Origin of the sequence: Streptococcus oralis (assembly GCF_021497885.1) — a bacterium.
In the GTDB taxonomy this organism is placed as follows: domain Bacteria; phylum Bacillota; class Bacilli; order Lactobacillales; family Streptococcaceae; genus Streptococcus; species Streptococcus oralis_BQ.
In genome coordinates this window covers 273936-295545 of sequence record NZ_CP046523.1, presented here as the reverse complement: position 1 = coordinate 295545, position 21610 = coordinate 273936, and the positions used below count along the sequence as shown (strand labels likewise).

18 protein-coding genes are annotated in these 21610 nt (G+C 36.2%); all 18 read right to left on the bottom strand.

Annotation, left to right across the window (positions count from 1 at the left end; genetic code table 11):
* Positions 1 to 41: 41 nt before the first annotated feature.
* Positions 42 to 2024: a peptide ABC transporter substrate-binding protein gene (locus tag GOM48_RS01475; RefSeq protein WP_235097910.1), complete on the bottom strand. Its 1983-nt coding sequence runs from the start codon at positions 2022 to 2024 to the stop codon at positions 42 to 44.
* A gap of 246 nt (positions 2025 to 2270) precedes the next feature.
* Positions 2271 to 3371 carry a UDP-galactopyranose mutase gene (gene glf, locus GOM48_RS01470; protein WP_235097908.1) on the bottom strand — a complete coding sequence of 367 codons (1101 nt, stop codon included), beginning with the start codon at positions 3369 to 3371 and terminating at the stop codon, positions 2271 to 2273.
* Between the two features lie 13 nt (positions 3372 to 3384).
* A complete protein-coding gene (locus GOM48_RS01465) occupies positions 3385 to 4383 on the bottom strand; it encodes an acyltransferase (protein WP_235097906.1) in 999 nt (332 codons plus the stop codon).
* 1 nt (position 4384) lies between these two features.
* On the bottom strand, positions 4385 to 5800 hold the full coding sequence (locus GOM48_RS01460; protein ID WP_084947341.1) for a flippase: 1416 nt from the start codon (positions 5798 to 5800) through the stop codon (positions 4385 to 4387).
* 1 nt (position 5801) lies between these two features.
* The gene (locus GOM48_RS01455) at positions 5802 to 6743 is read right to left on the bottom strand and encodes a beta-1,6-N-acetylglucosaminyltransferase (protein ID WP_084947214.1); all 942 of its coding nucleotides are present in this window, start codon (positions 6741 to 6743) and stop codon (positions 5802 to 5804) included.
* A 57-nt stretch (positions 6744 to 6800) separates the two neighbouring features.
* Positions 6801 to 7754 (bottom strand): glycosyltransferase family 2 protein, encoded by a 954-nt coding sequence (locus GOM48_RS01450; protein WP_235097904.1) that lies wholly within the window; start codon positions 7752 to 7754, stop codon positions 6801 to 6803.
* Position 7755: 1 nt separating this feature from the next.
* The gene (locus GOM48_RS01445) at positions 7756 to 8760 is read right to left on the bottom strand and encodes a glycosyltransferase family 2 protein (protein ID WP_235097902.1); all 1005 of its coding nucleotides are present in this window, start codon (positions 8758 to 8760) and stop codon (positions 7756 to 7758) included.
* Positions 8761 to 8768: 8 nt separating this feature from the next.
* On the bottom strand, positions 8769 to 9857 hold the full coding sequence (locus GOM48_RS01440) for a glycosyltransferase family 4 protein (RefSeq protein WP_084947222.1): 1089 nt from the start codon (positions 9855 to 9857) through the stop codon (positions 8769 to 8771).
* Positions 9858 to 9870: 13 nt separating this feature from the next.
* Positions 9871 to 10701 (bottom strand): LicD family protein, encoded by an 831-nt coding sequence (locus GOM48_RS01435; protein WP_084947225.1) that lies wholly within the window; start codon positions 10699 to 10701, stop codon positions 9871 to 9873.
* A gap of 85 nt (positions 10702 to 10786) precedes the next feature.
* Positions 10787 to 12004 (bottom strand): polymerase, encoded by a 1218-nt coding sequence (locus tag GOM48_RS01430; RefSeq protein WP_084947228.1) that lies wholly within the window; start codon positions 12002 to 12004, stop codon positions 10787 to 10789.
* A 19-nt stretch (positions 12005 to 12023) separates the two neighbouring features.
* Entirely contained in the window at positions 12024 to 12818 is a 795-nt protein-coding gene (locus tag GOM48_RS01425) for a DUF4422 domain-containing protein (RefSeq protein ID WP_084947230.1), read from the bottom strand.
* A 217-nt stretch (positions 12819 to 13035) separates the two neighbouring features.
* Positions 13036 to 13629, bottom strand: a complete 594-nt coding sequence (locus GOM48_RS01420) for a sugar transferase (protein ID WP_394335545.1) — start codon at positions 13627 to 13629, stop codon at positions 13036 to 13038.
* Positions 13630 to 13726: 97 nt separating this feature from the next.
* Positions 13727 to 14410 carry a tyrosine-protein kinase gene (locus GOM48_RS01415; protein ID WP_235097899.1) on the bottom strand — a complete coding sequence of 228 codons (684 nt, stop codon included), beginning with the start codon at positions 14408 to 14410 and terminating at the stop codon, positions 13727 to 13729.
* 9 nt (positions 14411 to 14419) lie between these two features.
* A complete protein-coding gene (gene cpsC, locus GOM48_RS01410; protein ID WP_235098707.1) occupies positions 14420 to 15112 on the bottom strand; it encodes a capsular polysaccharide biosynthesis protein CpsC in 693 nt (230 codons plus the stop codon).
* 8 nt (positions 15113 to 15120) lie between these two features.
* Positions 15121 to 15852 (bottom strand): capsular polysaccharide biosynthesis protein Cps4B, encoded by a 732-nt coding sequence (gene cps4B / locus GOM48_RS01405; protein ID WP_235097897.1) that lies wholly within the window; start codon positions 15850 to 15852, stop codon positions 15121 to 15123.
* Position 15853: 1 nt separating this feature from the next.
* Positions 15854 to 17299 (bottom strand): LCP family protein, encoded by a 1446-nt coding sequence (locus tag GOM48_RS01400; RefSeq protein ID WP_235097895.1) that lies wholly within the window; start codon positions 17297 to 17299, stop codon positions 15854 to 15856.
* Between the two features lie 188 nt (positions 17300 to 17487).
* On the bottom strand, positions 17488 to 19449 hold the full coding sequence (locus GOM48_RS01395; protein WP_235097893.1) for a peptide ABC transporter substrate-binding protein: 1962 nt from the start codon (positions 19447 to 19449) through the stop codon (positions 17488 to 17490).
* A gap of 143 nt (positions 19450 to 19592) precedes the next feature.
* Positions 19593 to 21560: a peptide ABC transporter substrate-binding protein gene (locus GOM48_RS01390; RefSeq protein ID WP_132972353.1), complete on the bottom strand. Its 1968-nt coding sequence runs from the start codon at positions 21558 to 21560 to the stop codon at positions 19593 to 19595.
* Positions 21561 to 21610: the final 50 nt, after the last annotated feature.

Sequence of the window (21610 nt, the reverse complement as noted above, 5' to 3'; positions counted from 1 at the left end):
TTCAAGAGAAATACTAAATCCTTTCTTATATTTTGCAACAGTTATTTCACATGTTTTGCAAGATCTTCTTGGGCCTTTTTATTCGACTCTTCTTTTTCTTTCATCCATTTATCTTGAGCTTTTTGGTATTCATCTGCTGTCACTGCTTTATCTTGTACGTCTAGGTATTTATACAAGAGAGCTTCGCTTGTACCCTTGTTACCAGAGTATGCAAACGGAAGCGTAAATGGTACCATCTTAGACAACATTGGACGACCAGTTTTAGAAGTTGTTGGGATGATCAAGGCACTGTCGGTCAACCAAGCTTGGGCTGCAGCATATTTCTCATAACGTTTTGAAACGTCACTCACTTCTTCCCCGGCTTCTACAACCATTTTTTCGTAGTCTTCCAAACCAACTTGCTTAGCTGCAGCGTTGTTTGTTCCAGAGTCAAATCCTAGGTAAGTCTTTGTATTTTCTCCGACAGATGGCTTGATGATATCAAGGTAAGTAGATGGGTCTGCAAAGTCTGGAGACCATCCCACATTATCTGAGATATCCCAGTCTTCTCCAGCTGCAGTTTCAGCAAAGTAAGTGATATTCAAGACATCATCTTTTTGAAGTTGTTGGATATCGACAACGACGTTCTCTGACCCTAGAGTAGCTTCAAGCGATTGTTTGAAGGATTGAACACGTTGGACTTTCGTCGTGTTTGTTTGGTCTACTGGCATATCCAAGTGGATTGGGAATTTCACACCTTCTGCTTGAAGAGCTGTCTTAGCTTTGGCAAATTCTGCTTTAGCCTTATCTGCGTTATAGAGTCCATCCTGAGCATCAGCTAAGTTCACATCCTTCCACTCGTCTCCATAAGTCACCAATTTTTCTTTGACCAACTCACCAAAGTTTTTGCCATCTGCTTGAACAAATGTAGGTGGGACAAACAAGTTACGAAGCAGTTTAGTTGCACCACTTGCACCGTTTACTTGAGAGGCATAGGCGGTTCTATCAAAACCAAAGGCAAGAGCTTGACGGAAATCTTTGTTTAGAAGAGCTTTCTTGGTTGATGTTTTTTCTTCATCCGTTGTCTTAGAAGTATACTTATAAGACTGGCGATCAATATTAGTACCTACTAAATAAGTAGTAGAATCTTGTTGTGTGTAAACAATATTGTCTTTAAATGCTTTTTCAGTCTCTGGGTAGCTAGCGCTTGTTGGGAAGAGACGGGCCATAGTGAAACTTCCATCCTTGAAGGCTTCAGTCGGTTTGTTGGTATCTTGACCATCCCAGAATGATAATTTAACCTTATCGATATGGACATTGTCCTTATCCCAGTAGTTTGGATTTTTTTCAAACTCAACAGAAGATTTAGCTACGATAGATTTGAGCAAGAATGGTCCATTGTATAGGATGCTACTTGGATCTGTTCCTTTAGCGAAATCATCCCCTTTAGAGTTTAAGAACTCTTCATTTACTGGAGCCAAAACTCCCATCGTTGTCTTAGAATTCCAGAAGCTTTCTGGCTTGTTCAAAGTGTACTGAATTGTTTGATCATCAAGAGCCTTAATACCAACTTGTGAGAAATCTTTAATTTCCCCTTTCACATAAGCATCCAACCCTTTGATTGATTCCTGAACAAGATAAAGACCATCTGATTTTTTATCAGCAGCATATTTAAGACCTGTTACAAAGTCTTGAGCTTTGACAGGCGCATACTCTTCTCCTTCAGATGTGTACCACTTGGCATCTTTACGGATTGTATAAGTGTAAGTCAAGCCGTCCTTAGATACAGACCAATCCTCAGCCATAGATGGCACAAAGTTACCATAGCGGTCATTTTCAAGCAATCCATCAATCACATTACTAGTAATGTCAGCAGTTGCTGCCTTACCAGTTGTCAAATAGTTGAGGTTGTCAGGGTCTGTTTCATAGATATATGAGAATGTCTTCTCTCCTTTAGCGCTCGAACCTGATCCAGAGCATGCAGCTAAAGTAGTAGCCGCCAATAAGGTTACACCTGCAAGAGCAAATAGTTTTGAACTTTTCATCATTTTCTCCTTTAAAACTTTCTATCTATTATAGAACCTTTTCAGAAAGATGTCAACAGAATTTTCAGAATTTTTGGGTTAATTTGGTATATTCTGAAAAATCAAAAAGGAGAAGACAGTGATTGTCCTCTCCAGATGTTAGTTGACATCAACCCACTATAGCTGACAAAGAGCAGCTTTTTCAATCTCCTCTTAAGATGAATAAAATGAGGAAACGAAGTAGTCCCTCATTTTAACATCAAATCTTTAGTTACCTAACTCTTTCCCTACGACCTCTAGCGCTCGCTCAATCACCACATGCATATCGTAATATTTATAATCTGCTAAACGCCCACAGAAGATAACTTTATCATTCTGCGCTGCTTCCTCTTGGTACTTAGCAAACATAGCATTATTTTTCTCATCGTTGATCGGGTAGTAGGGCTCGTTCCCGCGCTTCCAGTCAGCCGGATATTCACGCGTGATAACTGTCTTTGGTTGCGTTCCATATTCAAAATGTTTGTGTTCGATGATACGAGTATAAGGAATCTCACGCTCTGTATAGTTCACAACTGCATTTCCTTGATAGTTTTCCTCATCTAAAACTTCATGTTCAAAACGAAGACTACGGTATTCTAACTCACCGTGTTTGTAGTCAAAATACTGGTCGATCATCCCTGTGAAGACAACTTTGTTAGCAGATGCTTCCAACTCTTCACGATGAGCAAAGAAATCTACTCCAAGTTTAACTTCTACATCTTTCAGCATATTTTCGATGATAACATTGTAACCACCGATAGGAATTCCTTGGTAACGGTCGTTAAAATAGTTATTATCAAAGGTTAAACGAACTGGAAGGCGTTTTATGATAAATGGAGGAAGTTCCGTTGCTGAGCGCCCCCACTGCTTTTCAGTATAACCCTTAATCAACTTTTCATAGATATCCGGACCGATCAACTTAATAGCCTGTTCTTCCAGATTTTTCGGCTCAACATCCTTCATATCAGCTGTCTGCTCAGCAATCTTATCTTTTACTTCCTGTGGAGTTTTTGTGCCCCACATAGCATAGAAGGTATTCATATTGAAAGGCAGATTGTAAAGACTACCTTTATAGTTGGCTACTGGTGAATTGATATAGTTGTTAAATTCAGCGAATTGATTGACATAGTCCCAAACTTTTTTATTAGAGGTATGAAAGATATGGGCACCATATTTATGAACATTGATACCTTCTACATTCTCACAGTAGATGTTCCCACCGATGTGATCACGTTTATCAATAACTTTTACTTTTTTTCCACGCTTGGTTGCTTCATAAGCAAAAATTGCTCCAGACAAACCAGCTCCGACGATTAAATAGTCGTACATATTATTCTCCTTTTTATAATTTAACGATTCGATTGAAATAAGGAATTTTCATTAACATTCCAACAATAATAAAACTAACACTTAAAGTAAATATAGCAAAAAGTAAATATGATCCTACAAAACTAAAACCAAATAATTTTTCCCATACCTTCATAATATATGTGTGTATTATAAAAACTCCCATAGTTTGATTAGAAAGGGAAACAATCCATTCGCTCCGTTTTTCATTCACAGTAAGCGTGAGGATAGTTAAAAAAATTCCCAAGCTCACAACTTTTACAAATAAAATATCATAAAAATATTCAGCAAAAAGATTATGATAAGTAGTCTTCGCTATAAAAAATAATATTATTGGTGAAATCAATAACAAAAGTATGCTAACTATTTTCATCCAATTCTTAAACCTGGATTTGAGTTCTTCCATAGTGAATTGCGCTATATAACCACCTAAAAGATAGTAGAAAAACCACGTCCATAATCTAAAAGTTTGTATCACATATGTTTGTATTGGCATTTGAAGTACAATATTTGTTAACTCAAAAATCAAACCAATAACTGCCAATAAAGATAGAATATAAAAATATCTTCTTTTTGAATTAAGAATTTTTTTCAAAACGGGTAGACATAAATAAATAAGTATAAGCGAACCAAAAAACCAAAACTGAAAGAAATAACCTTTTTGTATTAAAGAACCTACAATTTTTTTAATTAGGTTCTCTGTGAAGTCTCTTTTAAACAGCCAAACGATAAAGGTCCATGACGACACTGTTATTAGAACCCATTTTACTTTCTGCAGTATGTAAGAATAGGTAATCTCTCTCTTTCCTAACAATAAATAACCATTGACCATAAAAAATAGAGGAATAGAATAGGTTCCTAAATAATATAAATATGTCAAAAGATTCCATGAACCTGTCTCTTTAAACCCACCCATCGTTGTATGAAGTAGAACAACTCCAACACATGCAAGTACTTTTAGTAGATCTAAGTTAATATTTCGATATTTGCGCATTCTAATTTTTCCTAATCATTTGTTTTAATTCTTTCACATCTATTACTTTCATAGATAAAATAGCAAAAAGATAAATGATTCCACCAAGCACTGCAAATACTAGAACATTTATAGTCGGCGAAAAATGTATAAATGTTTTTGAACCTAGCAAAATGCCATACATAATAGCGGATGCTAGGACAATTTTTGTCATAGATCCAATTATAGGAACTTCTTTTAGGTATTTACGAGTAAAGTATAATTGTATCGCCCATACCAACGCCTCTGTCAAAACAGAAACAATGGCCGCTCCGATATATCCAAGTTTAGGAAGGAATAGTAAATTCAAACCAACACTGAGAATCGCAGGAACAGTTGTTGAAATCATATATTCTTTATTCTTATTGTGTGGGATTAGCATTTGAAAGCCCATAATATTGGTCCAACCGATAAAGAACATGCGAAAAATCATTATTGCTATCGCATAGCGGGCATCCTGAAAATCTTTCCCAAGAAAAAATTGAACAAAATCGTTGTTTACAATCAACATTCCTGCCATAATTGGAAAAATAACCAAATTATAAATTAAGAAGGATATCTCATGCATCTTATTAACAGCTTTATGATTTCCCGTCCCCAATAGACTAGATACTCTTGGCAACATAACGCTCCCTAGAGAGGTTACCAAAGTCAACAAAATACTAATTAACTTAAGCGCCTGATCATAAATTCCTACATCCTTTGTAGAAGCCAAGGCACCAAGCATTGTACGATCCAAAGTGACATACAAGGAAATCGCTATCTGAGGGAGGAATAATAAAAGAATTGGCTTTAAATGATATTTGGCATATTCTAAGTCAAAATGCGGTTTTCCAATAAATTCTCGAGCAGGCAACCACATACTTAATTGTCCCAACAACTCAAATATCGTCAAAAGAAAAACATAAAGGTAGAGGTCGGTAGCTGATTTTACAAACAAAAATATTGAACCTACACCAACGAGTTTCACAGTGATATTTCTTACTGTAATTTTACGAAAATCTTCTAAACCCTGAAAAAGCCAAGAAATATCTAATCCTTTGGAAAACAAACTCAAACACAATATATAGGCTACTGGATTTCTCATTGTCCCAACTCTCAGACATAAGAAAATGTATAAGAAAATTGATAACAATGTTGCACCAAATTGGAGTGTATATATCCCCCAGAAATTCTGTGGGATATTTCTCCTATTCGCCGAAATTTCCTTCGTTCCATAACTAGCAACTCCCAAAGTAGCTAATAAAATAAAATAAGTAACAATAGAATTAAAATACCCATATGTCCCTAAATCCTCTGAAGAAAATACTCTAGTTACATAGGGAGTTGTAATAATGGGTAGTACAATGAGTAATAGTTGATAGGAGAGGTTATAAGCGTAATTTTTTAGTACTTTCATATCAATCGGTCCCATTTATGATAGTTAGAATTTCTTCTTTAAGATTCGGATATTTCTCTAAATCAAATTTCCTAGAAAACTTATGACCTAAAGCTTTGCCACGCTTCAATTGTTCTATATCATGCTCAGAGTCAGTCCAGGTATGAGGATCTCCATCCCACCAATTGATATATCTTAGATTTCCTTGAAAATCATCTGGGGCATCTGTTATCGGTGAAGACGAATATAACGATTCCATCAAATTGTATTTATACATTATCGTAGGAATGAACAGCTCATCATTTACTATCGAATATTTAAATATTTTTTCAATATTTTTCTCTTCTTCTAGTATTATTCTAACTAAATCCTGATTAATAGATAACCAGTTAGATGCATAACCCAATCTCATGTTATATTTTTTAAAACAGTCTATTTTCACTAAACGTTGAATTTTAATCTCTAGCTTACGGTAATATGCTACAAATTTACGAACATATTTGTTCTGAATATTTCTAGCTAAGAATCTAGGAAATAAGTATCTAAATTGTACACGCTCATATACTTTATTTGATTTCAAAATCTCATCAGAGACCATGCTCAGAAAATTCTTTGATTTGTTCTGATTAAAGAATTTAAACAATTTATCTGCCGGCACTAATGGTAAATCTACACCTGACAACAAATGGAACATACTATAGTTATCGTAATTATATGCATAACGAAATCCTAACATCTCTGCAGAAATTTGTGAATAGCTTCCCCAATAAATAGGAACTCTATCTACGAGAATGACATTGGAATGTATTACACTGGACTTAAGCGAAGTAATTGTAGTTTTCTCCACATTAACTTTGCTGTCTATAATAATAAAAATATCATGTTCTTTATAATCCAACAGAGAAATTAAAAATTTCAACTGTTCAAACTTATTATGTGCAATTATTATATAAGCTTGTTTCATAATTCCTCGTTTCTTAAAATACTCGATATTCTTATTCAAATAAATTGATCTACTATACTATCTTAATCTTAAATACATTTTAGATGATAGCATAAATATAGTATATTTTAATTTTAGTCTCCACGATATTTTTTTATTTAATAACATGTTCTTAAAATCAACTTTCAATAATTCTCGATCTTTCGAAAAATCTGTTAAACCAGAGTCAGCCTTTGCACCAATTACAACAAAGCCTCCTCGTAATTTTTTAGCTTGCAGAGATTGTTTTAATTCTATACTTTGAGTGTATTCTTTCTTTATAACTTCCTCGTTTTTCGAAACGGCATCAAAAAAATCATATCTTTTCTCAGTAAAAGTCGAACGGACAATACTACCTTCTCTACGGTAATAGTTATATGTTTCAAGTGGACTAATCACAATTTTATCCGCTAAGGCAAGGTGATCCGCTACCACATAAAAGTCTTCATAGATTTTTCCAACAGGAAATGGAATTTTTTCCAAGATATTTTTGTGATAAAGCTTAGCACAAGCAGAAACTGTCGCAATCTTGTCGTCTAGCATTAGCTCAAGAGCCTTCTCTTTTGTAACAACACACAAATCCTTATAATCTGACTCCTCAAGTTGATAAGGACTATAATCATTATACTTAGACGTTGCCTTCACTTTGGTAGAAATCAAGTCTGCTTGATGCTCCTGCTTAATTTTCACTATCAATTCTAGAGTATAATCTTCCAAATAATCATCTGGGTCTAAAAAGAAAATCCACTCTGATGACGCTTTCGAAACTCCTAAATTACGGGCATCAGACAAGCCTCCATTTTCTTTATGAAAAACAGATACGTTTTCATACTGCTTAGCATACTCTTCACATAACTGAGGGGAGTTATCTGTTGAACCATCATTTACAAGGATTATTTCGAAATTTTGATACGTTTGTTTTTTCAGACTGTCCATGGCAAAATGTAAATAATCAGAAACATTATAAACTGGAACAACAACACTAATAAACATCCTAAACTCCTCTCTCTTTTTCTTTCTTTTTAGAATATTTTTTCAATATTGGATTGAATACAAAACCTAGAAAATAATGAGATTTATAGTTCAAATAAGACAATCTATCAAATTTTTTTGTAGGCGTATACTCATAAGAACTCTGCTCAATTTGTCTATATAATTCTTTTGATAGTATCTTTGAGTCCTCAACCATCCATGACAAATCGATTTGTAAACTAATAAGATAGTTCAAAGTATCTGCAACTACGTTTTTTAAAATAGGATCCTCTGAAATTTTTGAAAAAAAATCTAGCACAGAATTTGTCACAGTCAAATGATGGCGAACATTTCGTTTCATACTTTCAATATTCATACTCTGCTCGGGTCGTCCGATATAGTATTGGTAAACATCATAATTCCAATAACCGAAACTATGAACATACTCTAAAGGAAAAAGAGTGTACTGAATGTCAACATAAAATGTCTTTTCACTTAAACGAATTTTATTCTCAACTAGGATAGATGTTCTGTAGGTTACCGAGTGCATTGGGATTCGTTTCTCTGGAATTCCAGAATATTCCTTACCAACCTCATACTTCTCAGCAAAATCATTTCGAACAGTAGTATTGTTATAAACATGTTGTTCTGTGAAGTCCGTAAGAACCATATCCGCATCAGTAACTGTAAGGGCATCTAAAAATTTTTCAAACTCTGATGGGATAACCCAGTCATCCCCATCAATAACTTTAAAGAACTTCCCCTTTGCCTCCTGGATACCACGATTAATTGTTGAGCCATGACCTCCATTTTCCTTTGTGATAATACGACCATTCAGCAACGAATCTTTTCTTAGAGCCTCTTCTGCTACTTTGGCTGTGTCGTCCGTACTTCCATCATTCACAATTAAGACCTCAAATTTTTGTTTGTAATCTAGGTGTACTTGCTGGAATGATTCGATTCCTTTGGAAATATAGTCCTGAATATTATAACTAGGCATTACAATTGTCAATAAACACTCTTGCATCTTATCTCCTAAATTGTCTCAATTAATTCTATCCACTGATTAAGAATTTTATTTTTATCAAATTTATCCATATTGTCTTTGGCATGTTCTGAAAAAGATTGTCGCAAATCATCATTTTCCATCAATTCAAGCAATTTCTCACTCATCTGATCCACGTCATAGCAATCAATCAGATATCCGTTGATTCCATCTTCAACAATCTCACTAGGTCCCGTCGGACATCTAAAGCTAACAATAGGAAGATTGTATTGTTGTGCTTCTAATAGGACTAAAGGTAAACCCTCATAGCGAGAAGTCATGACGTAGATACTATGATTGGGATAGATATTTTCAGTTCCTTTTACATTTCCTTTAAAATTAACTTGTGAAAAAACACTACCTTCTTCAAGTTTTCTTTTCAGCTCCTGTTCAATGAGCTTATCCCCTGAACCATATATATCCCACTGCCAATCTGTATGTCGGGATAATACTTTTATAGCTACTTTGGCAAGATAATCATACCCCTTTTGACTGTGAAATCGACCCACTGTGAGGATCTTTTTAGAATCATTATTCAAGCCTGTTTTATGGTGCTTGGTTTCTTCTATCCAATTATAAATTGTAGCTACTTTCTCTATAGGAATCTTATATTTTTTTGAGTATTTTATCCGGTCTTCCTGCGTTAAAGTAACAACCTTATCAAAATACTTCGCTCCAATATATCTCTGTATTTTTCTGCTTCTTCCATCTTGAAACTCTAAGCTGTGATGATCACAAAAAACAATTTTCACATCTAGACCCAGAGTAGCTAACCGTATCATGATATTTGTTAAAGGAGCTATTGAAAAAATCACTTCTATTCTTTCTTTTTTTATATACTCTCTGAGCTTAGTAGTTAATTTTAAAATAGCAGTTCTAATACGAATGTCACCCTTGTAAAAATTCACCAATTGAACATCTGGATGAATATCATAATTTATGAATCCATCCTCATCCAATAGAATAGACAAAAGTCTTACATCATAATGGCTTGACAACTCATTAGCCATACTGATAGCTACTTTTTCAGCTCCCCCAATTTTACTTAGATTGTATCTAACTATTGCTATTTTTTTCATATTTAACCTATTCTTATCCTTCTTTCTCACCAAGCGATATTATTTTATAGTGGTGTTGGACTCTCTGTTCTTCTGGAGGCAATTGCATGTAATTTTCCCCATAGATCGCTGTCAAATATTCTTTATACCTACAAGGACAACTCAAGGCAATTCCTTCAAATTTTAATAAGACTGGTGTTCCAAAATAATCAGAGGGTACAATCTCCCTCAATTTATATGCCCCAGTATAATTTCCTGAAAATTCTTCATAAAATGAATATCTTTTAATGGTCTTTATATATTTTTTTTGCGCCCAGTCAAAAGAAAGTATCTTTTCAATTTTAACTATGTTTGCAAAAGCAATAATCACTTTTTCAACTAAGGGCCGATTTTCTTTCTTCTGATTTACTAAACTATTAAACTGAGAAAGTTGAACCATCATCCGTCTATATAAGTATCTATACTCATGCATTTTTCTCTTAAAAGGGGCAGCAGGCATACCATCAAGTGGAAAAATGTCTATCCACAAACTCTCTACCAATTCCTCTTTACTATAATTCATTATGATTTTCGTTGAATCGTCCCGAATTACAGAGAAAGCTTTTTTATAACCCGCAGTATTTTCACTCAAAAATTTATAATTACTTGGTAACAGGTCTGGGGCTAGTTTTTTAAATTTTTCATAATCTTCTCTGGGCATGCCGATATCGATGTCATCATCCCAAGGTATGAAACCTTTATGACGTACCGCTCCTAGCAAGGTTCCACCAAGAGCATAGTAGGTTAGATTATTTTCTTCGCAAATACTAATAAACTCCTTTAAGATAGATAAAATCTTATCTTGAATGATTTTGATATCCGACATACTTTCCTCCTATATAAATCGAAATAAAACCGCCTTCCCAGTCCATGATCTTTTAAGTTCTCGTTAAATACTTCTTAGCATTTCACTATATGATTTTTTCAAACGAATTTCCCCTTAACTCTTCATCACTTTCATCAGAAAACTGATAATCTGGGTAGATTAAACTACCTAACAATATCCAAAAAATATTGTAATGAAGGTACAAATTCAAATCATCAATCATGGAATGAAAACTCATCAATATCAAAATAAAAGCAAGAACCCATTGGCGACTTTTAATTACTTTAAATAAAGTTAAAGTTAGAAGCGAGATCATCAATGCTAGAATTAGTAAACCGTATTTTTGTGAAATTTGAATGTATAAATTGTCCACATACAAGTATGTCTGATCATTTCTTACACCTTCAATAGTAAGAGCATTACCATTCCATTCAACTGATCTACCGAACAAGCCATAACCATAAAGTTGGAGAGATTTGTTTGCTAAATAAATACGACCACCCAACATATAGTTTAATTTAAAAAGAAAATTATTGACAAAAGAATTAGTTGAATTTAGATAGATTTGCACAAGCCAAAAACTTGCTATTGCATTTACAATAAAAGTTAGTTTAAAAATATTAAATATATTTCCTAAGTTAGTGAATAAATTGGGAATCCATTTTATTAATAAATTGCAGACCAATAGTATACAAGAACTATAAAATGTCAACCGGGAATCGGTTTGATCATATACCCAGTAAGTACAAAGTGCCAAAAAGAACCACTGCCAATAATAAATCTTATCTTTCTTTAAGTACAATGAAATGGCAACTATATTCATCAGTAAAATTGACGGAAATAATGCATACCTAAAACCTAAATAGCTACGGACTCGAGCCCCTGATATCTCTAGATAATTAGATATAACCCCTAATTTTGCACTGATTATTACAAATGATAACAAGAAAATACTTATTATGATGGATGTTTTTGCTACACTCTTAAAAGAAATATCACGCAATGCATAAATGAATAATATCCCTATTGCAACATTAGAACTAAAACCATTTATTTTTCCTACAATGAGATAAATTAAAGATGTTATACACAATCCTATAACAGCTCTATAATCATAATTTCTTTTAAACAATTCTTTTATAGATAATATAAAGAGTGATAGAGCTATCACTAGTTTAGATACTATTCTAGGTAGATATTGAGCATAAAAAGTCACATCTAATATTGAAACGATTAAAAACATTCCTAAGGCAACAAGAGCCAAAAGTTCTGGTACAGATTTTATTTTTAGTACTACTTTCATCCTTATTATTCATCCCTATCTAAAAACTCTGTCCATATTTTTTCCCGAAGAATTTTGCTTGTAGGAAGGATTTTCCTTTTTGAATCAAGTCAATTTTCTCCATATAGATAAACGGTATCTCTTTTACCCGCAAATCTTGTTTTGCCAACCAAACATTGAACAATCGTTCACTAATACGACCAAATAATCTAGCGTCAAAAGCAGAATAGCCTGTAACGTCCAATCTTCTATAGAGTTCATCGATAATCGGGAACAACCATTCACAATAGGCTGCTACATTTTCTTTGGACATGATAAACATATTGAACATATAGCCACTGCGTTGCTTCATGACCTGATCAAAAGCGACGATATAATCCGGTCTCAATTCGCTAACAATCTGACGTGTCACGTCTAAATGATTGGCATCATGAGTATGTGCATAGTGTGAGTATAGCGTTTCAATATAATATTTCCTTTTTTTAGGAACAACAACATCGTATTTTGACAGCAAGTTTTTGACTTCTGACTTTGAAAGAATAATATCATCCATACTAATTGCTTCTCTATATGTGTGTCGTTTTGATGTGAAATATCTACGGTAATGTACCAATCCAAGATAATCACATTCTAAATTTTTCCAAGCCCAGTATAATCCTGTCAATTCACAATAATAAGGATTGAGGTGTGAGATATGATTACCTTGATCATCTCGTTGGTAGCATAAATTTTCCTTTCCTTCACTGCCAACCTGAACAGGAACATATAAGTCCTTATCGTCTGGCATTTGAAATCTTTTATGAGTAGCTACTATAATTTTATACTTTTTTGACATTTCTACATCCTAACTCCAATTCCTAAAATCTTGCCTCACTGGACAATTCTTTAGATTGAATTCCCATTCATTTTTTCAAGCAAAAAACACTAGATCAAATCCACTTATTCATAATGCTTCCTTCACTTGAAAAAATGAATACGAATACCCAAGAAACGTTATTCGTATTCAACTTCATCTTTCTATCTATTTTTTGCTAGATGATTTAGCTCATACATCAATGAGCCCCTTCTCCAGACAGAACTTTTTTTATTGTCAAAAAGAAGATTTTGACATCCAACAAAAAGGATTGGTTCCGAGGATAGTACAGCTCCATTTCACAGCGTTCAGGATAATATACCTCACTCCTACCAGAAACTTGCCACATCCCTGTAATACCTGGTCGTACAGATAACAAAACTTCCTGTTCTTCCTTAGAATACTCCTCTAACTCATTCTCTAAAATCGGTCTAGGTCCAATAAGACTCATATCACCTAACATTAAATTTATAAATTGAGGAATTTCATCAATACTCGTTTTTCTTATAAAATCTCCGATATTGGTAAGACGAGGATCCTCATTTGGAGGTAATTTATAACTGTTATTTATATATTTTTCATAGAGTGCTTTATTTGCGGTCAAAACTTCTTCAGCATTTTCAACCATTGATCTAAATTTAATAATTTTAAATTTTTTCCCTCTTAACCCCACTCTGTATTGTGTAAAAAATATACTCCCTTTATAACCTTTTATTTTATAGATAATATAAATTATTAGAAAACAGGGCAAGACTATGAATATTGTTCCAAACAAGCCAATAAGAACATCCATAACTCGTTTTATGCTAATATAGATAATGCTGTTTCTTTTCACCTTAACCCCTTCCCCATGATAAGTATCTCAATTAGTTTTGCTACTACAAACTGGTTTACTCTTTCCCGTAATCTCCATAATTTCCATAAGAACCGTATTTGTCTACTGAAGTATCGAATTTATTCAACACAACTCCCAAAAACGGCTTCTCTGTGTGTTCCAACTGTTCTTTCGCTTTTTGAATATCTCGTCGATTTGTTTCACCTGCTGCTGTCACTAAAATAGAAGCATCACATTTTCGCGTAATGATAGCCGCATCAATCACGACACCGACAGGAGCAGTATCTACAATGATGTAGTCAAAATATTTACGCAAGGTTTCAAGCATTGTACTGAAATTCTTACTTTGAAGAAGAGCTGTCGGATTCGGTGACACAGAGCCAGCCTGAATTACAAAGAGATTTTCGATATTGGTATCACAAAGCCCTTGTGACAGGTCTGTAGTTCCTGATAGAAATTCTGTCAGACCTGTAATTTTATCCCTTGCTTTAAAGACACCTGACATAACAGAATTGCGAATATCTCCATCAATCAGCAGCGTTTTGTAACCTGCACGCGCAAAAGCCCCAGCGATATTAGTGGAAGTCGTTGATTTTCCTTCTCCTGGTTTCACAGAAGTGATAGAAAATACTTTCAAATCATCTCCACTTAACTGTAGGTTCGTGCACAAAGCGTTATAATATTCCTCCGCCTTTTTTACAAGATCCAATTTTGCCTGTGAGATTTCTAACGTTGGCATAACTTCCTCCTATTTCATTTTGTCCAAATCTGGAACGACCCCTAGAAGTGGAATTTGTAGTACATCTTCGACATCTTCAGGACGTTTCACACGGGTATCGAGTAACTCAATCAAAAGAACAGTAATTACTGTTACGACGACTCCTCCAAGAAAACCAAACAAGGTGTTGCGTCGAACATTTGGAGAAGAGGGAGTCGTAGCTGGTCGCGCTTCTTCAAGTGTCGTTACATCAGATACTCGCGTAACAGTGATGATCTTTTCTGCAGCAGCTTCTCGTAGAGAATTAGCAATGCGACTGGCTTCCTCTGGTTGTTTATCCTTGACAGAAATTGAGACGATACGAGTGTCAGCTGGTACAGTCACTTGAACTTTGCTAGCTAACGTTTTTGCTGGCATATCCAATTTCAAATTTGTCGCTACCTTTTCCAATACATCTTGCGAAAGGATAATTTCGCGGTAGTCTTTTACCAGATAAGATCCTGCCTGCAAGTCCTGATTCGTTAGTCCTGGCTTATCTCCTTGATTACGGTTGACTACGTAAATACGCGTGGTACTCGTATATTTTGGCTTAACAATAAAAGTGCTATATGCAAAAGCTCCCGCACCTGTCACAAGTGCCACTAATAAAATTATTAGCTTGCGTTTCCACAAGGTTTTAAGTAATTGAAATACATCAATTTCTATCGTGTTTTGTTCTTTCATCATTTCTCCTAAATTAGTTGATCCATTACAATTTTTCGAGGATTGTCTATAAAAAGTTCCTGAGCCTTCGCTTCTCCGTAGTTTTGGGAAACAAGGTCATATGCTTTTGCCATATGAGGAGGTCTACCGTCTAGATTGTGCATATCACTTGCAATCACATGAACCAAATCACGCTCCAAGAAATACTGCGCTCTTTTTTTCATGAATTTATAACGTTCTCCAAAAAGTTTGGGTTTGAGGACATGTGAACTATTTACTTGCGTGTAACAGCCCATATCGATCAGCTCTCGAACGCGTTTTTCATCATTTTCAAGTGCATCATAACGCTCAATGTGAGCAATAACTGGAGTAATCCCCAACATCAATATTTTACTCAAGGCACTATGAATATCGCGATAAGAAGTATTCATACTAAACTCTATCAAGGCATAACGACTATTATTGAGGGTCGGAATCCGATTTTTTTCCAGCTTATCCAAAACATCTGGTGTGTAGTAAATTTCAGCCCCATAAGCAATGACCAAGTCACTCGCGACTTCCTTAGCTATTTCCCGAACCTGAAGAAAGTTTTCTGCTATCTTCTCTTCTGGAGTTTCAAACATGCCCTTGCGACGATGAGAGGTAGAGACAATGGTTCGCACCCCCTGCCTGTAGGCTTCCGTCAAGAGAGCCTTGCTTTCCTCTCTCGACTTGGGACCATCATCTACATCAAAGACAATGTGCGAATGAATATCAATCATTTCATCTGCCCTCCAACACGTCCTGAATAGCAGTTTTGACAGATGCAAGGCTACTGTCGTTAATTTCCATCATATAGAGGTTACTATCTGGCATCGCATAGGAAGGAAGATCCATCCGTCCCGTACCCTTCAAGTCTTGCGAATTCACTTTGTAAGTTCCACCACTTTCTAACTGAGCATTGACCAAGTTCATCATGGTCTCAAGTGGCATGTTTGTTTGGATAGAATCTTGCAAGCTATCAATGATCGTACTATAATTTTTCAGTGCTTCGGTCGAAGTTAATTTTTGAAGGATAGCCACAATCACCTTTTGTTGATTGCGCCCGCGGTCACGATCACCATCTGCTAGGGAGTAGCGCTCACGAACAAATCCCAGAGCCTGCTCAGAATCTAAGTGGACATTTCCAACTGGATAGTACTTCCCATTAGTGTGTGCGGTAAATTCCTGATCATTATAAACATCTACCCCACCCAACAAATCAATCAATTTCAAAAATGAAGTAAAGTTCAATCGGACATAGTAATTGATATCAACCCCATATAGGTTTTCCAGGGTATGAATCGACGAGTCTACTCCATAAATGCCTGCATGGGTCAATTTATCCTTTTGATTATTTCCACCATCTGCGATTGGTATATAAGCATCACGTGGCGTTGTGGTCAAGAGGATTTTCTTGGTATCTCGATTGACAGTCATCAGGATATTGACATCTGAACGCGACACCGAACTAATTGGACCATAAGTATCAATTCCACTAACATAGATATTGAAAGACTGATTCTTAGACGTCTTAGGAGCTTCTACTTTTTTAGTGAATCCCTTGGTATAAATCTTTTTTATCTTCGATGCGTAATCAGGATACTCTGACTCGATGATATTTTCAAAGACACTATTTAGGACAATGGCTTTGGTATCTCCTGCAATCAAGCTCTTGTAAGCTGCCAAGTAAGACGAACTCTGATTGACCGTCAAATCGGTATTCTGACTCGATTTGATATCAGCTAGTAGTTTTTGAATATTTTCATTATCAGTCCCAGTCGGTGCTGTCACACTCGTCAGTTGCGTAACATTCCCAATCTCACTATCTGCTAAAACAGCGACACTGATCGAATATTCTGAGTAATTAGAAGTCGCATTTAAACGATTGGTCAGTCCAACAAACTGCTGTACTGCAAAGAGCGACACAGAGCTGGCAAGGATAGAGAGCACCAACAGAAAAATGGTAAACTTTTCAGCTTTTTTATAGATAATCAAGAGCAACCCTACTAAGGCAACTAGTAGAACTAACGCAGTTGCCACTAGATTAAGATATCTAAAAGCAAGGATATGGTATTTAAAAATCAAAAACAATAAAAAGCCAGCCAACAATAGATAAATAGCTAACAAGGCTATGTTAACGCTTCGCTTTACTTTTCCTGAGCGAGATCTCTTTGAACGTTTCGTCATGACACTCCCCTATACTATAATAATTAAAGTAATTATATCACAAAAGTAGAGTAAATTCCATTCATTCCCACAATTCTCAGCGTTTTCATTCATTTTTTCTTAGCTATATTTTGAAGTAGCCGCTTTCATTATTTAGGAGCTTGAGCAAACAAAAATAAGGTTCCTTGCAAGAGACCTTATTTAACTTTTTATTTGATATGATTTTTAAACTCTTTTTGGCTCTTTTCGATAGCTTTTTTACTTTCTGCTTCCCACTTAGCCTTGGCTTCATCAAATTGTTTCTTGGTAACAGGATCTTTTTGTAATCTCATGTACTTGTAATTATTTCCGTCACCCTTGATTCCCACTAGAGAGTAGGCACGTGTAAACGGAGTTACTTTGGTTACAGAGGCTGTACCACCATTTGACATAGCAGACATGACCAGAGAATTGTCGATCATCCAAGCTTGAGCTTCAGCGTATTTTTCATAACGCTTAGCGACATCTTTGTTCTCAGCATCTGCTTCTTTCAGGAGTTGTGTATAGGTATCTAACCCTAGACTCTTGATGAGCTCTTGGTCATCCTTGGCGTCAATACCAAAAATCTTGAGATAGAAGCCAGTTTCAGCGTTGAAGGGATCTAAATAAGTTGATGGATCCTGGTAATCACCAACCCAACCATCAAAGTTTAGGTCGTAATCACGAGCTGCTGGATTTGGTGCTAGGAAGGCGACATTTCCAAAGTCATCTGTCGAAAGCTGTTGAACATCAATGACGATATTGTCAGAACCTAGTACTGTTTCAAGGGTTTGTTTAACCGAGTTCATACCAGAGACCGCATTTTTATTCGTCTGATCAACAGGGACATCCAAATGGATTGGGAAAGTCACGCCTTGGGCTTCCAATTCCTTTTTGGCTTCCGCAAATTTTGCTTGGGCCTTTTCCTTGTTAAAGTAGGCATCTTGAGCATCTGCCAAATTGATACCTGACCACTCAGTTCCGTAGTTCACAAGCTTAGAAGCTGTTACTTCTCCAAAAGTCTTATCTCCCACCTGGACAAATGTTAGGGGAACAAGGGTATTTCGAAGGGTCTTACTTGCCGCTTCTTCACCGTTAGATTGGGCAGAGTAGGCTGTTCGATTAATACCAAAGTTGATAGCCTGACGGAAATTTTTATTTAAGATAGCTGTTTGCGTTGAGTTCTTTTGTTGATCTGATGTTTTTGCAGTATGGTTATAGGCTTTACGGTTAACGTTAAAGTTGAAGTACCAAGAAGTCTTGTCCTGCAAGCTATAAACGATATTGTCTTGGTATTTTTCTTTCGTCTTAGCATAGTTCGAACTATTTGGATAGACTCCTGCAATCGAGTAAGCACCACTTTCAAAGTTTCGAATGGTCATCTCCTGATCAGAGCCATCAAAATAAGCCAGTTTAACTTTTTCAATGGTTACTTTATCATGGTCATAATAGTGTGGATTCTTCACATATTCGATCGAAGATTTTGATGTAAAATCTTTTAACAGATATGGTCCATTATAAAGGATACTGTCTGGTGTCAAGGTACCAAAATCTTTATCCTTTGATTTCAAGAACTCTTCGTTGACTGGGAAAAGGATACTATTGGTTGTTTTTGAGTTCCAATAAGGTTCTGGCCGTGTCAAAGTATACTCGACTGTGTAGTCATCCAAGGCTTTGACACCAACTGTTGTGAAGTCATTGGTCGCACCTGTCACATAGTCATTCAATCCCTTGATAGAATTTTGAATGAGATCCATGGCTTGCCCCTTGTTGTCCGCAGCATATTTGATCCCAGCGACAAAATCCTGAGCTTTGACTGAAGCATATTCCTCACCATCAGCCGTATACCACTTGGAATCTTTTCTGAGTTTGTAGGTATAGGTCAAACCATCTGCTGAAACAGACCAATCTTCAGCTAGAGCTGGCGTTAGATTGCCATAGCTATCATTTTCCAGCAAACCATCTACAAGATTGGTAATAACGGCAGTGTTATCCGCATAATAATCTAGAAGATAGTTAAAAGTTGTCGGATTCGCACTAAATGTGGATGAATAAGTGCTTGTATCTGTGTTGGACTGTCCACATGCCGAGAGCAAAATCCCTGTCGCTAAGACAAGACCTGTCCCGATAAGTCTTTTTTTCATTTTCATCATTCACTCCTTTATGTCACTTTTTATAACATAGGCATATTTTATCAAATTTATTCAAAAATGTAAAGTTACTGCTTTTATGACAACTGGTATCTCAAAATAAAAAAGGAAGCACAGTTTCTGCAACTTCCTTTTCTATTTATAGATTACTTGACGTGTTTTTCTAGCTCTTTTTGGTATTTGGCATTTGTTTCAATCTTTTCTTTCTGCCATTTCTTGAGAGCTTCTTCGTATTCTTTTGTAGTTACGACATCCTTTTGCAGCTCCAAACCTTTGAAGACAAATGGATCTCCCTTGATTCCGACTTGTGAGTATGCTTTTGAGAACGGTACAGTTCGGCTAACAGTTGGAGAACCACCTGAAGAAGCTACTGGGATTAAGAGTGAGCTATCTGATACCCAAGCTTGAGCTTTAGCGTATTTCTCATAACGCTTATTGAGGTCACTGGTTTCAGCTGCGGCATCATCCAAGAGTTTCTTGTATTCGTCTAGACCGACTTGAGCCATCACTTCTGGGTCTTTTCCACGGGTGATACCCAAGTGTTTAAGGGCAGAACCCTTCTTAGCATCAAGAATGTTTAGGTAGGTAGCTGGGTCCTGATAGTCTGGTCCCCAACCAGTTCCGTTCAAGTCATAGTCTTTTTGTGCTGGAACCTTAGCTTGAGACGTAATACTCATTTTTTCATTATCTGTCATTTGAAGGACATCGACGATGACATTCTCTGTACCAAGTGTTGACTCGATAGACTGCTTGAGTGAGTTAGTCTGTTGAACCGCGATTACATCTGTTTGTTCAACGGGGATGTCCAAACGGATTGGGAAGGTCACACCCTTGGCCTGCAATTCTGCCTTAGCCTTTGCAAAGGCTGCCTTAGCTTTTTCAGGACTATAAATCGTATCCTTGCCATCTGTAAGGGCTACATCTTTCCACTGGTCACCATAAGAAACGAGCTCTGCCTGAGCCAACTCTCCAAAGGTCTTTTCACCTACTTGAACGTAGTCATGAGGTACTAGGCTATTACGGATAATCTTGTCCGCCCCTTCTTCACCATTCAACTGAGCAGTGTAAGAGTGACGGTCAAGGGCAAAGTTCAGTGCCTGACGGAAGTTCTTGTTGAGAAGAGCTTCTTTGGTTGATGTTTTTTGAACTTCGTCTGTTTTGGCTGTTTTATTGTAAGATTGACGGTTTACGTTAACAGTGAGATAGTAGCTTGTCGCTTCTTGTGGACTGTAGACAATCTTATCGCCGTACTCTTTTTTAGTTGATTCAAAGTTTGAGCTTGTTGGGAAGAGACGAGCTGTTGTATAAGCACCTTGTGTAAAGCTGCGAATCAAAGATTCTTGGTCGGAACCATCATAGAAAGTTAGTTTGATGTTGTCAATCTTAACATTGTCCTTATCCCAGTAGTTTGGATTCTTTTCATATTCGATGACTGATTTTGAAGTCAATGATTTCAAGAAATAAGGACCGTTATAAAGAATACTTGATGGTGTTGGCGCACCGTAGTCGCTCCCTTTAGAATTCAAAAACTCTTCATTAACTGGAAGCATGGTTGCAGTTGTAACTTTAGAGTTCCAGAAACTTTCTGGTTTGTTGAGCGTGTATTCTACCGTGTAATCATCAACAGCCTTAACTCCTACAGTAGAAAAGTCATTGCTTTCACCACTGATGTAGGCAGCCAAGCCTTTGATAGAATCTTGAAGGAGAGAGAGGCCGTCTGATTTACCGTCAGCTGCGTGTTTCAGACCTGTAACAAAGTCTTGAGCCTTGACTTCAGCGTATTCTTCTCCATCAGAAGTATACCATTTTACGCCCTTACGAAGTTTGTAGGTATAGGTCAAGCCATCTTTAGAAACGGACCAGTCTTCTGCAAGTGATGGAATTAAGTTCCCATACTTATCATTTTCCAAGAGGCCATCGACAACGTTGGCTATAACGTCAGAAGTTGAGCTCTTGCTCGTCACGCTGTAGTCCAAAGATGATGGATCTATTGCATAGACATAAGAAAATGTCTTGGGAGCATCAGCCTTCTTTTCGCTTTGCCCACAAGCAGTTAACAGAAGGGCTGCACTCAAGACAGCACCTGCTCCTAAGAGCCACTTTTTCGATTTCATAAGTAATCTCCTTAAAGATAGTGTTTTCACCATTATACCCTATTTTTTCA